12 protein-coding genes and 1 pseudogene are annotated in these 13,153 nt (G+C 59.9%); 2 read left to right on the forward strand and 11 right to left on the reverse strand.

Annotated features, from left to right (window positions below; translation table 11 throughout):
- Window positions 1-2: 2 nt before the first annotated feature.
- From AF71_RS16895 to AF71_RS16915, 5 genes are read right to left on the reverse strand one after another with little or no spacing between them, the layout of a single operon-like run.
- On the reverse strand, window positions 3-923 hold the full coding sequence (locus AF71_RS16895; protein ID WP_018857268.1) for a dihydrodipicolinate synthase family protein: 921 nt from the start codon (window positions 921-923) through the stop codon (window positions 3-5).
- A 20-nt stretch (window positions 924-943) separates the two neighbouring features.
- Entirely contained in the window at window positions 944-1,819 is an 876-nt protein-coding gene (locus tag AF71_RS16900; protein WP_018857269.1) for an ABC transporter permease, read from the reverse strand.
- Between the two features lie 2 nt (window positions 1,820-1,821).
- A complete protein-coding gene (locus tag AF71_RS16905) occupies window positions 1,822-2,781 on the reverse strand; it encodes an ABC transporter permease (protein ID WP_026371800.1) in 960 nt (319 codons plus the stop codon).
- Between the two features lie 57 nt (window positions 2,782-2,838).
- Window positions 2,839-4,422 carry an ABC transporter substrate-binding protein gene (locus AF71_RS16910; protein ID WP_018857271.1) on the reverse strand — a complete coding sequence of 528 codons (1,584 nt, stop codon included), beginning with the start codon at window positions 4,420-4,422 and terminating at the stop codon, window positions 2,839-2,841.
- On the reverse strand, window positions 4,419-5,150 hold the full coding sequence (locus AF71_RS16915) for a FadR/GntR family transcriptional regulator (RefSeq protein WP_026371801.1): 732 nt from the start codon (window positions 5,148-5,150) through the stop codon (window positions 4,419-4,421). Before AF71_RS16915 ends, AF71_RS16910 begins: the two co-directional genes overlap by 4 nt.
- A gap of 469 nt (window positions 5,151-5,619) precedes the next feature.
- On the opposite strand from AF71_RS16915, the gene katG reads away from it, so the two are divergent.
- Window positions 5,620-7,800, forward strand: coding sequence for a catalase/peroxidase HPI (gene katG, locus AF71_RS16920; protein WP_169682242.1), 2,181 nt, complete (start codon window positions 5,620-5,622; stop codon window positions 7,798-7,800).
- A gap of 115 nt (window positions 7,801-7,915) precedes the next feature.
- Here the strand turns inward: katG and AF71_RS16925 are convergent.
- The 5 genes and pseudogenes from AF71_RS16925 to AF71_RS16940 form a co-directional block, all read right to left on the reverse strand.
- Window positions 7,916-8,032, reverse strand: a pseudogene (locus tag AF71_RS16925) (DUF3175 domain-containing protein); the annotation flags it as partial.
- A gap of 641 nt (window positions 8,033-8,673) precedes the next feature.
- Window positions 8,674-9,276: an IS630 family transposase gene (locus AF71_RS31770; RefSeq protein WP_246733718.1), complete on the reverse strand. Its 603-nt coding sequence runs from the start codon at window positions 9,274-9,276 to the stop codon at window positions 8,674-8,676.
- On the reverse strand, window positions 9,197-9,625 hold the full coding sequence (locus tag AF71_RS31775; protein WP_246733719.1) for an IS630 transposase-related protein: 429 nt from the start codon (window positions 9,623-9,625) through the stop codon (window positions 9,197-9,199). The genes AF71_RS31770 and AF71_RS31775 overlap by 80 nt, the downstream gene beginning before the upstream one ends.
- Window positions 9,626-9,831: 206 nt before the next feature.
- Entirely contained in the window at window positions 9,832-10,191 is a 360-nt protein-coding gene (locus tag AF71_RS16935; RefSeq protein WP_018857276.1) for an RT0821/Lpp0805 family surface protein, read from the reverse strand.
- 260 nt (window positions 10,192-10,451) lie between these two features.
- Window positions 10,452-11,345, reverse strand: coding sequence for a LysR substrate-binding domain-containing protein (locus AF71_RS16940; RefSeq protein WP_025660063.1), 894 nt, complete (start codon window positions 11,343-11,345; stop codon window positions 10,452-10,454).
- Between the two features lie 129 nt (window positions 11,346-11,474).
- Between AF71_RS16940 and AF71_RS16945 the strand changes: the two genes are divergently transcribed.
- On the forward strand, window positions 11,475-12,179 hold the full coding sequence (locus tag AF71_RS16945) for an SDR family oxidoreductase (protein WP_018857278.1): 705 nt from the start codon (window positions 11,475-11,477) through the stop codon (window positions 12,177-12,179).
- Window positions 12,180-12,239: 60 nt separating this feature from the next.
- Here the strand turns inward: AF71_RS16945 and AF71_RS16950 are convergent, their stop codons facing one another.
- Entirely contained in the window at window positions 12,240-13,028 is a 789-nt protein-coding gene (locus tag AF71_RS16950) for a DUF481 domain-containing protein (protein WP_018857279.1), read from the reverse strand.
- Between the last annotated feature and the right edge of the window lie 125 nt (window positions 13,029-13,153).

Here is a 13,153-nt window from a genome sequence, read left to right on the forward strand (position 1 = left end):
GATCACCCGCGAAGCAGACCGGTTGCACGCAGGATCTCGTTGATCCTCGCTGTTTCAGCTTCGTCGAGCGCTGCTCGCGGGCGCGGCATGACGGCGTTGTCGATGATGCCGAGGCTCTTCATCGCGGTCTTGAAGCCACCGATGCCGGAGGCGCCGCCGCTGACGCGGCCCTGGGCAACCCAGACGATTTCGAAGAGCCGGCAAAGCCGTTCCTGCTCCTTGCGTGCGGCGACCCAGTCGCCACGCTGGGCGGCATCCCACAGGCGCACGTAACCATGCGGATCGACGTTGGCGATGCCAGGGACTACGCCGTGGGCGCCCATCAGCAGGGCGTTGTCGACGACAATCTCCGAGCCGGTCATCAGGAACACGTCCGGCTGATCGGCAAGATCGAGCAGGGCATAGCGGAAGTTGCCGTCATCGCCGCTCGAATCCTTGAGGCCGATGATCGTGCCTTCTCTTGCCAAAGTCACCGTCGTCTGGCGCTGCAGCTTGACGTGAACGCAGACCGGAATGTCGTAGGCGACGAGCGGTACGTCGACGGCGTCGCGGATAAAGCGGAAATGGTCGAGGATCTCGGCTTGGCTGGTGACAGTATAGAAAGGCGCGGTGGCAACGACGGCGTCGGCGCCGGCACGCTTGGCAACGTCAGCGTGATGAATGACGCGATCTGTTGTCGGATCGATGACGCCGACGATCAGGGGCACGCGGCCATTCACCACCTTTGCCGAATGCTCGATGATCTCGCGGCGGGTCTTGTCATCGTGGAAAATTACTTCGCTTGTCGAGCCGAGCACGAAAACACCGTGACAGCCGCCCTCGATGAGGTGCTCCAGGACCCGCGTGTAGGACGGATAGTCGACCGTGAAATCCGCATTGAGTGGCGTCACGACCGGAGGAATTACACCTTTGAATTTCGTCATTGTCTCTTTCTTTCGGATGATCAGTTTAGTTCAGCACGAGGGTCAAAAGCGTCCCGAAGACCGTCGCCGATGAAGTTGATGGCAAGCACGGCAAGGATGAGCGCCCCACCCGGGAACAGCCATTGCCAGGGATATTGTTCGAGGACCGCCGTCGACCGGGCAGCATTCAGCATGTTGCCCCAGCTTGCGGCCGGCGGGGCGATGCCGAGGCCAAGGAAGGAAAGTCCGGCTTCAAGCAGGATGGCGTTGGCAATCTGCAAAGTCGCGTAGACAACAAGGATATCGATCGAATTCGGCAAGCCATGCCGGAAGAGGAGATGCGGCAGGCCGGCGCCCATTCCCCGAGCGGCGATGACAAAGTCACGCTCACGGAGTTCCAGAAGCCGTGCACGCACCATTCGCGCCAGAAGTGGCCAGGACAGCAACGAGATGACGAGTACCGTCGGCCAGATGCCCGTGCCGGCGATGGAGGCGAGCACGAGGAGAAAAATCACCGGCGGCAACGTCATCACGAGGTCGACGAACCGCATGCCCACGGCGTCGGCCCAGCGGCCGCCAAGGGCTGAGACAGCACCGAAGAGAAAGCCGATGACGGCCGACAGCAGCGTCGACGCAATAGCGACGAGGAGCGAGATGCGGCCGCCTTCCATGACGCGGGCAAACACATCGCGCCCGACGCCATCGGTACCGAACCAATGTTTCAGGCTTGGGCCCGAGTTCATCGCCAACAGGTCGATGTCGTTCGGCTTGAAGCTCCACCAAAGGGGATAGGTGAGGATCATTGCCAGGACAGGAACAGCCAGGCAGACACCGAAAACGGCGGCGCGGTTGATCAGGAAGCGGTCGAGTGCACGGGCGAGGGGGCCGGGACTGCGGCTAGGGGTTCTGGCCAGCATAGTTACGCCACCTTGATGCGCGGATCGATCACCGCGTAGGTGATATCCGTTAGAAGGTTCACGACGATCACGCAGGCTCCGATAATGAGCGTCGCGCCCATGATGACCGGGTAGTCGCGGGTCTCGACGGAATCGACCAGCAGCAGGCCCATACCCGGCCAGTTGAAGACGCTCTCGATGAAGATTGCGCCGCCGATGGCAAGGCCGATGGTCGAGCCGATGAGCGTAACGACAGGCAGCAGCGCATTGCGCAAGGCATGCTTGACGATCACCCAGAACTCGACGACACCCTTCGCCCGCGCCGTACGAACATAATCCTGATTGAGCACTTCAAGCAGGGAGGCGCGCATATAGCGCATGATCAGAGCCGCTTGAGCGACCGCAAGAAGAGATGCAGGCAGGATCAGGTGATGCACCAGATCGAGGATCGAGAAGGCCTCGCCAGGCGTCAGCATGCCGCCGGATGGCATCCATTTGAGCCGCACCGCGAAGACGTAAAGTCCGATCAACGCGCTAAGGAAAGCCGGGCTGGAAATGCCTGTGAGGGCAAGTACCGAAAACGAGAGGTCGGCGAAGGAGTTGCGCCGTACGGCGCTGACGATGCCGGTGGCGATGCCGACGATGATCGAGATGACGAGAGCCGTTCCCATCAATAGGACGGTGGGGCCGATCCGCGACAAGACGAGGCCGAGCACCGACTGATCCATCCGCTTGATCGAGTAGCCGAGATTGCCGGCCAAGGCCTGCTGCAACCAGGCCAGATATTGTACGGGCAGCGGCTGGTCGAGACCGAGCCTGCTGCGCAGCTCGGCCAAATCAGCTGGCGACATGGGAATATTCGGATCGATATAGGCGTCGATCGGATCGCCAGGGGTGAGGCGCAGCAGAAGGAAAATCAGCATGCTCAAGGCAAGCAGCATGCCTATCCCAATCGCCAGGCGCCGGAGACTGTATCTCAGCATTGCAACTCCGTCCTGAAAGGGTGGCAGATGCCACCCCCTCGTACCAATGGGCGGTCTTTACTCGGCGATCGACCAGCGCTGCGGATCGGCCTGGTAGGGACCGCCTCCGGGAGCGGGAGTCCAGACGAAATCCTTGACCTTGGTGGAGACGACGCCATAGCGGTTTGCCACCCAGAGCGTGCCCCACGGGAGCTGGCTGTTCATGACCTTGCAGACCTGCTGATAGCGCCCGTCGCGCTTTGCCGCGTCTGGCTCGCCGAGGGCGGCATCGAGCGCGGCCGTCAGATCGGGCATCCGGGCGCGAACGACGTTCGGGCCGGCCGGCGGGATCTGCTTTTCGTTTAGCCCGACATTGATGCTGCCGGCGTCCGGTCCGTTTTGCAGGCCGGCATAAACCAGCTGAAACTGCGAAATATCCGCGTCCGGCTTCAGGACGATGCTGTTATAGGTCGGCGCATCGACGGCACGTGGCACGACGTTAATGCCGACCTGCGCCAGCATCGCCTGAACGGCGGCCAGCACATTGGTCGCCAAGGGCGTCGTGTAGTAGGTCAGGAGCGTGATCGGCTTGCCGCCGTTGATCTGGTCCCAGCCAGCTTCCTTCAGGAGCGCTTTTGCCTTTTCCGGATCATAAGCATAGGGATCGATGTCCTTCGGAACGAGCTGGTCAGCGACATAGGCGCAATTGGCCGGCTTCGCAGCACCGCCGTAGAGACTCTGGATGATTGCGTCACGGTTGATGGCGCGCATCACCGCCTGACGAACACGCAAATCCTTCCAGATCGGTGATTCATGATTGAATCCCAGATAGTTGACGACGAAGGAATTGCCTTCGATCACGCGGAAAGACTTGTCTTCCTTGAATGTTGGGACCTCATTGGAATCGACATAGGTGAACTGGATTTCGCCGGCGCGAAGAGCGGCGATCGCCGCCGCCGGATCGGCGAAGTAGCGATTGATGATCTTCTCCAGGGCCGGCTTCCCGCCGCGGTAGTCCGTGTTGGCGGCGAGTTCGACATACTGGTCGTTGACATACTTGGTGAACTTGAATGCGCCGGTGCCGATCGGTGACGTCGACCACCATGGGTTCTTGGCGAGCTGGTCGGCCGGTATTGCGGCGAGCGCATGCTCGGGCAGCATCATGACCTTGGTGAGCGTATCCATGAGGCTTGCAGATGGGGCGCTGAGTTTGAGAACAAGCGTGTGCTCATCGGGAGCTTCGACGGATGAAACCGGCGTCAGGCGGGCCGCGAGAACGGAGCCGGTCTTGGCGTTCTTGGCAAGCTCCATCGTGAACTTGGCGTCCTTGGCGGTAAACGGCTTTCCGTCGTGCCACTTCGCGTCGACGAGCTTGAACATGTAGGTCAGCTGGTCGGGGCTCACTTCATAGGACGATGCAAGAACGCCGACCGGCTTCTGCAGCTTCGCATCGTAAGTCACGAGCGGCTCGAAATAGATGCTGAGCCATGTGAAGCCGGCGGTGGCTGCAAGCGGATTGAAATTGCCTTGGAATCCGCCAGGCCCGACGTCGAAGCCGCCCGACAGGGTTGCGGCTTGCGCCGGGCGGGTGAGGCCTGACGCGACTGTTGTTGCCATCATCGCGGCGATTGCGATCGCCGAAAGTCGGGACAGAGTGTTCATTGCGTTCCTCCCACATTGGAACTTGTCTTGTTGTTTGTGATTACCTGCGCGATGCCTTCGTAGTGGCGGTCGAGGCGGCGGCGAGCCTCCTCCAGGTCCCGGGCTTCGACGGCATCGACGATGGCGGCGTGATCCCGCCAGGTGGCCATCGGGTCGACGTTATCGAGATTGACGAAATCCGAGGCCTTGTAGAAAGCGAGCCAGAACACGTCGATTAGCCGGCTCAGCGTTTCGTTCTCCTGGCAGCGGAAGAGCAGACGATGAAATAGCTGGTCGTCCTCGGCGAAGGATTCACCGCGCTCGGCGTGCGCTTTCATGCGGTTGACGGTGGCGCGGAGCTCGGCAATGTCGTCCTTGCTGATCGTCTCCAAGGTCTTGCCGATCAGGCCGACTTCGAGCGTCCGGCGGATCTCGATCACTTCCTCAATCTGGCGAAGCGCCCCGCCAAGGCCATAGGCAAGGTTGTCGAGCAGCGGCTCGAACGAGAAGGCCTTCACGAAGATTCCGACGCCGCGGCGCGATTCCAGGACGCCCAGGGATTCCAGCGCCTTGATGCCCTCTCGCAGGGAGTTGCGGCTGACGCCGAGTTGGGTCGCAAGTTCGCTCTCTGCCGGCAAAAGGGTTCCGGGCTTCAGGCCATTGTCATTGATGTAAGCACGCAGGCTCTCCTGCACGGACACATGCAGCAGGGGGGCTCTTGTCAAAGGCTTCATGGTCTTTAGGGGCATGCCGGGTCTCGCTGCAGAAATTCAGATGCCGAGATACATATCCACTTGTAGGATATCTGTCAAATGAACATGTCAACGAAGGCGCCGTAGGGAGGTTTGTCGTAGGGTTCGGCAAAGAGGCTTGGTACTTGGTCTTCCGCCCGTGGCCTTGCCGCCCGCTCGGGGGGGCTGGCCGAGGGATTGGAGCCAGGATCTCCTTGTTTCCCCATCTCTGCCACACAAGTTCAGCAAATCCTGCGGGGAGCGTAATCCATCCAACTCATAGGTTTTGGTTATCGTAACGATCAGTAAATCCAACTTAGAATTATCGCCATTTTCCGATATGAAGGAGGAAAGGGAGGATGTATGTCGATCGGTGTACCCTTGGCTTGAGTGCTGAACCTCATTTGGAAACGGCGCAGCGCCGTTGACTGGTTTGGCAGATCCCCCTTTAGACGGCAGAAAATTCAAGGTAATCAAGGAGAACGTTATGGACCAGAAAACCGACAGCGCGGGCAAATGTCCTGTTGCGCATGGCAATACGCCCCGTGGTCGATCCAACCGCGACTGGTGGCCGGACCGGCTGGACGTTCAGATCCTTCACCAGCATTCCGACCTGTCCGATCCGATGGGGACGGCGTTCAACTATGCCGAGGAATTCAAGACGCTCGACCTCGATGAGGTGAAGAAGGACCTTCATGCGCTGATGACCGATTCGCAGGACTGGTGGCCGGCCGACTTCGGTCATTACGGCGGCCTGTTCATCCGCATGGCATGGCATAGCGCAGGCACGTACCGCATCACTGATGGCCGCGGCGGCGCCGGTGCCGGTCAGCAGCGTTTCGCGCCACTGAACAGCTGGCCTGACAATGCCAACCTCGATAAGGCCCGCCGCCTGCTGTGGCCGATCAAGCAGAAATACGGCAACAAGATCTCCTGGGCCGACCTGTTGATCCTGACGGGCAACGTTGCACTGGAATCCATGGGCTTCAAGACTTTCGGTTTCGCCGGCGGCCGCGCGGACGTATGGGAACCCGAGGAACTCTTCTGGGGTCCTGAGGGAACCTGGCTGGGCGATGAGCGCTACAGCGGCGAGCGTGAACTCTCTGAACCGCTTGGCGCCGTGCAGATGGGCCTCATCTACGTCAATCCCGAAGGCCCGAACGGCAACCCCGATCCGGTCGCGGCTGCCCACGACATCCGCGAAACCTTCGCCCGTATGGCCATGAACGACGAAGAGACGGTGGCGCTGATCGCCGGCGGTCACACCTTCGGCAAGACGCATGGTGCCGGCGATCCTTCGTTGATCGGCGCGGAGCCGGAAGGCGGTGCGATCGAGGAGCAGGGCCTCGGCTGGAAGAGCACCTTCGGTACCGGCGTCGGCAAGGACGCCATCACCGGCGGTCCTGAAGTGACCTGGACGCAGACGCCGACTCAGTGGAGCAATTACTTCTTCGAGAATCTGTTCGGCTTCGAGTGGGAGCTGACGCAGAGCCCGGCCGGTGCGAAGCAGTGGAAGGCCAAGAATGCCGAAGCTTCCATTCCTGATGCTTTTGATGCGTCGAAAAAGCAGCTTCCCACAATGCTGACCACGGACCTGTCGCTGCGCTTCGATCCTGTATACGAGAAGATCTCGCGCCGCTTCCTCGAAAATCCTGATCAGTTCGCGGATGCCTTCGCGCGCGCCTGGTTCAAGTTGACCCACCGCGACATGGGTCCGAAGGTCCGTTACCTCGGTCCGGAAGTCCCGGCGGAAGACCTCATCTGGCAGGATGTCATTCCGGCCGTCGACCACAAGCTTGTCGACGATGCTGACATCGCCGCGCTGAAGGAGAAGGTTCTTTTGACCGGCTTGTCCGTGCAGGAGCTCGTCTCGACCGCCTGGGCTTCTGCCTCGAGCTTCCGCGGCTCCGACAAGCGCGGCGGCGCCAACGGTGCGCGCATCCGGCTTGCGCCTCAGAAGGACTGGGAAGCGAACCAGCCGGCGCAGCTCGCCAAGGTGCTCGGTGTCCTCGAAGCTATCCAGAAGGACTTCAATGCCGCCCAGACCGATGGCAAGAAGATCTCGCTCGCCGACCTGATCGTTCTCGCCGGCGCTGCCGGTGTCGAGAAGGCGGCAAAGGCTGGCGGTCATGACGTCACCGTGCCGTTCACGCCTGGTCGCATGGATGCCTCGCAGGAACAGACCGACGTGGCGTCCTTCGCCGCGCTGAAGCCGCGTGCTGACGGTTTCCGCAACTATGTCGGCGGCCGGCAGTTCATGAAGCCGGAAGAGGCCCTTGTCGATCGCGCCCAACTGCTGAGGCTGACCGCGCCGGAAATGACCGTTCTCGTTGGCGGACTGCGCGTGCTGAAGGCTGGTCAGCCCGAGCATGGCGTCTTCACGTCTCGTCCCGAGGCGCTGACGAACGACTTCTTCGTCAATCTCCTCGACATGGGCACCCAGTGGTCCCCGGTTGCGGGTAAGGAAGGCGTTTACGAGGGACGCGACCGCAAGACGAACGAACTTAAGTGGACCGGCACCCGCGTCGACCTGATCTTCGGCTCGCACTCGCAGCTCCGCGCCTTTGCAGAAGTCTACGGCCAGTCCGATGCGAAGAAGAAGTTCGTCAAGGACTTCGTCGCAGCCTGGAACAAGGTGATGAACGCCGATCGTTTCGATCTGGCCTGATCGATAAAATATTGGTGGGCGCGGCGGTAAGCCGCGTCCATGCATCCGTCCTCATTGTCACCGCGCTCGGCTGTGGTGAAGGTCTCGGTCGCCGGTTGAGCAGCTTTCTGCTTTCTCATCCCTTGGGCTTCCGCCCGAAATCCTTGCGAAGCTCGTCCTTCGCCTTCTCCAGCTTTGTTCGCTGTGCCTTGGAGAGTTGCTGACCTGCACGGTTGATATAGAAATTCAGCATCAGCCGTTGTGACGCCGGTTCCTCGATGCAGGACGGCACCGCCGCCAATGAGCCACGCCCGTTAGCACGCCAAGTGCGAAGCGTAGAACGTCTATGACGACGTGACGGTGCTGAAGCGCTCGCACCAGAAAATCACCGAAAGGTAGGCCGCTTTACCGCCAATGAGGTACGTGCAGTCAATGCGCGGTTGTGGTTTTATGGGGCCGGCCAGATGCGGCCGCTTGTATTGCGTCTCGGGCCCGTCAGGCATTCTGGCGGGCCCATGCAATTTGTGGCGCTTGCCGAATTGGACGGGTGCACGCGCGGAACATCAAGCGTTTCGAACGGCTCTCCAACAATCCAATGATGGAGATGCGTATTTCTCTTGCCTTATCCGCATTGCTGTTGGTCTGGCTGTTTGCGCCTTGCGGCGCACAATCGCTTCCCGACCAGGCCGGTCCGTCGCTCGGACAGTCGAGCTCCACCCAGGCACAAGAGGAGATCACCAATCCAGGCGGATTTGGTCGAGCGCCTGCAGGCAAGGCAGTTGACCGTGCAACCACGCAAAGCACGATCAAGCCTCGCGGTGAGATCTCAGATCAAATCCACGCGTAAGCCGGTCATCAGTCCGTAGGGACTGCATCCGCTAAAGCTTGTCGCACTTAAATCGCCTCATACCCTGCGGCCTTGAAGTAGTTTCGACATTCTTCAACGGAGAACAGTGCACAGATGTCACTGAGGGCATTCGATATTGCGTCGAAGCTCCTTGCGGCTTTCTTTCGTAGAAGCGACTTGAGTTTCGAGAAGGCCATTTCGATCGGGTTCAGGTCGGGCGAATAGGCAGGTAGGAACAGCAGCCTGGCACCGGTTTGTCTGATGAGTTTTTCGGCCTTTTGGCTTTTGTGGAAACGGACATTGTCGGCAATGACGATGTCGCCCCTGGATAGAGTTGGGACGAGTTGCGTTTCGATCCAAGTCTCGAATATCTCGGCATTCATTGGTGCGTTGACGATCCACGGCGCAACCATGGAATGCGATCTGAGGCCAGCGATAAACGTCTGCGTCTTCCAGGATCCGAAAGGCGCATGACTGCGGTAACGGTGGCCCCTTAACGACCAACCGGAGCGTTTTGTCAGTTTTGTATTCGTCGACGTCTCATCGATAAAAGTAAGGCGAGCCAGAGCCTTATCGAAGAATGGCTTGCGCCTTTCGAGCCATAGACTTCTCGCCCGAGCGATTTCCGGACGAAGCTGCTCGCTTGCCATGAGGCTTTTTTTTATGGCTCAAACCGAGCCGGTGCAACATGCGCCCGACGCTCGAGCGATGCACAATGACGCCGCGCTCGGCAAGCTCGAGGCACAATTCGTCAAGCGTCAAATCACCCTTCTCAGCCATACGTTCACGGAACCACGCACCGTGGTCGCTTAACTTCCCGCCGCCAATATGGCCCTGTCGTCTTGGCAACAGAGAGCCCGTTTCACGCTTCAGGATAACAAGGTTATTCACAAATCGAGGCGACACACGGAAATGACGAGACGCCTCGCGATGGGTGTTACCCTCTTCAACGAACGCAACAACACGGGAACGCAACTCGATCGGATGTGATTTGCCCATGACCGGTCTCCTTCCAGCTACGAAGGAATCACAAATCGGCCGATTCGAGAACCTGAATCAAAAAACGGGCGACGCGCTTTAGGTGTTCGAGGCAGAGATCCCGGCGTGTCGTCGACCGCCGGCAATGGCTCACAAGAACAAGGTTGGGTCTGTTCGGCTAGCGGGCGGCGCTTGATTTGGCCACGCGAGGACGCGTGGCATTCCGGCTATCGCGCGGGTCCGAGCTTCCAATCCGAGTCGCCAGACGGACAGGCGAGACCCTTGAATCGGGTTTCTCCCTCCAGCGTCCGCTGGGTCGTTACAAAGGCGCGGCATGAACTTTCAGGATCAACGCCAATTTCTTCGATCACCCCCACACTTCCCGTCGACGGATTCGCCCAGGCAAGGGGGTTCACTCCGACCGCGCCGCGACTGACCGTATCTGCGATGACCGCCTGATCCGTCTTCGCAGGCGTCGGACTCGACTGCGGGATCGCGGTGGTTTCCAAGGGTTCTACCTTGGTGCATCCCGCCAACAGCAAGGCCGCGAGGGCCAATTGCATCACGCCTATGTTCTTTCGCGTCATCTAGACTTTCCGATGATAGTTCTCCCGCATCGTAGCGTGCAATTCTGACAGCTACCTGAGGAACTACTATAGAAATGGGCGCAGTGCCAGCCAGTTCCGTTCATTTCGACGCATTGCTTGTGAGTTCCACCGACTGCGCGCCTGCCCCAAGTCGGCGTTCAACGATGCTGCCCGGCCATCCCGACCCGCCGGGTGACCTTCTAGTCCGTTGATTGCGGATTCACGGCCCCGCGGGTGCCGGTTGATCGTCGTCTGGCCTATCAGTTCTGGCGCGCAGCGTCCGCGAGCCAGCTTTTTACGGCAGCCACGGATGCCGCATGACGGGGCTTTCGTGGCGAGATGACGTAGAAATCCGACCCAGCGGTAAGTTCGGTTGGCAACACACGGAGAAGGCGGCCCGACGCAATGTCCTCGTCCACAAAAAACGTGCTCGTCAGAGCAAGGCCCTGGCCAGCAATCGCGGCCTCAATCGCCAGGGAGGTCTGATTAAACCGAATATTCTTGGCGGTCGCCGGCGCTCCGTTCGGAAACGCCAATTCCAGAAACTGCGGCCAGAGATCGTGGCCATCGTGAAGGCGCGGGTAGCGCGAGAAATTGTCCTCTTGGTCGGGGAAGCCGAGCTTCTCCACCAGTAGCGGGCTGCCGACGGCAATAATCACGTGATCGAACAGCAGCTCCGCATTCAAGTTCGGTCCGAAGGGTGGCCGGCCATGACGGACGGCGAGATCCACCGCATCGGTTTGGAAATTGGCAATGCGATCACTCGCCAAGATGCGCAGATCAATGTTGGGGTGAGCCGCGGTAAAATCCGGCAGGCGAGGGATCAGCCATTTCGAGGCGAATGTCGGCGTCACGCTGATTGTCAGGTGAAGCGGTTCTGGTTTCAATGTCTCGGTTGCCTCCGAGATCAGCTCGAAAGCACGGCGGATGTTGGTCACATAGCTCTGGCCAGCCTCCGTCAACGCCAGCGTTCGCGGAAGCCTGTCGAACAGCTTCAGGCCCAACTCTGCTTCCAAGCCCCGAATCTGTTGGGCGACAGCACCCTGGGTGACCCCGATTTCCTCGGCTGCCAGGCGAAAGTTCAGGTGCCGTGTGACGACCTCGAACATGCGAAGGCCATTAAGCGAGGGAAGACGTCTAATACCTTCTGCCATTCAATAGATTTTCTACTGCTTTCTGAGAACGAAACTGGCTCGCACCGATGCCACACGAGTGATATCACGCTTTGCAGGCAACTGTAGACCGCAATTGCATGCGGGTCCTCTTTAAGGCAGGAGAGTATGATGTCAGTAGAAAAGGTAGCGGTGATCACGGCCGGCGGCAGCGGAATGGGCGCCGCCGCGGCGAAGCGTCTTGCAGCCGATGGGTTCAAGGTGGCGATCCTATCATCGTCGGGGAAGGGCGAAGAGCTTGCAAAGGCGCTGGGGGGCGTCGGCGTCACCGGCTCCAACCAATCAAATGACGATCTCCGCAAGCTCGTTGATCTCGCGATCTCCACTTGGGGACGCATCGACGTGCTCGTGAACAGCGCCGGCCACGGTCCGCGCGCGCCCATCCTCGACATATCGGACGAGGACTGGCACCGGGGCATGGAGGTCTACCTTCTGAACGTCATCCGTCCGACACGGCTGGTGACGCCGCACATGCAGAAGCAGAAGGCCGGCGCGATCATCAATATTTCGACCGCATGGGCGTTTGAGCCGAGCCCGATGTTCCCGACGTCGGCCGTGTTCCGCGCCGGGCTGGCGTCCTTCACCAAGATATTCGCCGACACCTATGCCGCCGACAATATCCGCATGAACAACGTTCTTCCGGGCTGGATTGACAGCCTGCCGGCGACGGAGGAGCGCCGCGACAGCGTTCCGATGAAGCGTTATGGCACGAGCGAGGAAATCGCAGCGACGGTTGCGTTCCTTGCATCGACCGGTGCAGCCTACATGACGGGGCAGAATATTCGCGTTGACGGCGGACTAACCCGTTCGGTTTGATGCCGGCGGGCACTGCCCCGGGGTGAAAGGCCTCCGGGGCGGTATATCAGGAAACGGCGATTAGAAGCGGATGATCGCTCCGAAAATCGGGCCGTGCTCGATCACGTCGTAGGTGAAGCCATCGTTGCTGTAGTTGACGCCGAGGGCGCGGTAACCGGCAACCGCCGAGACGGTGTCGTTGAACTTATAGCCAATGCCCGCCAGCACGTCCCAGTCCAGGTCGGCACCTCCGCCGCCGATCATGCCCCAGCCGGTGAGATAGACCGTGTCGGTCAGCGAGTAGTTGCCTTTGATGCCCGCGACCCCGTCCACCCAATTGGCGCTATCGGTCCGCGACACGTTGCCGATGAGGCCACCGCTTAGCCCTATCGTTGTTTCGGCATGCCAGTATCTGGCACCGGCAACCACATCCAAGCGAGTCTTCGGATCTTCGTAGACGGTGTATCCGACGCCCAACAGTGCGCTGAATGTGACTGACTTGACATCGACCTCGTCAGCGACGACGCCCCGCGGTGTTGCCGCATCCGTCGTTATGCGAGCATAGATTATGTCAGTGAAGACGCTGAACCGGTCATAGCGGGCGTCACCGGCTGCCATGAAGGCAAAGTCCAGATCCTTCAAGATGTCGCTGAAATTCTGATTGATGTCGACGGTCGGGAGGCCGAACACCTGAGTCTTGCCGTCGAGGCCCGCAACCCAGAAGTAGGGTGCGAAGGAAAACGTCCAGCCATTCGGTTGCACGGCCTGAGGTTGTGGCGCCGTGGCGGGCAGGAGATCTGCTGCATGCGTGGGTGTGACGAACGCCATTGCGGCAGCGGCGCATGCGATCAGTGAAATCCTGCTATTCATGATGAACCTGTCCCCTCTCGCGATCAGGTCACAATAGCCCCGATTCATCGACCTGAACTGATATCGCAGACTGCACTAACTCTCGCCGTCCGCAAAGTGCTTATATTCTGTTCCTGATATCTCAC

This window comes from Rhizobium sp. 57MFTsu3.2 (assembly GCF_012932765.1).
In the GTDB taxonomy this organism is placed as follows: domain Bacteria; phylum Pseudomonadota; class Alphaproteobacteria; order Rhizobiales; family Rhizobiaceae; genus Rhizobium; species Rhizobium altiplani.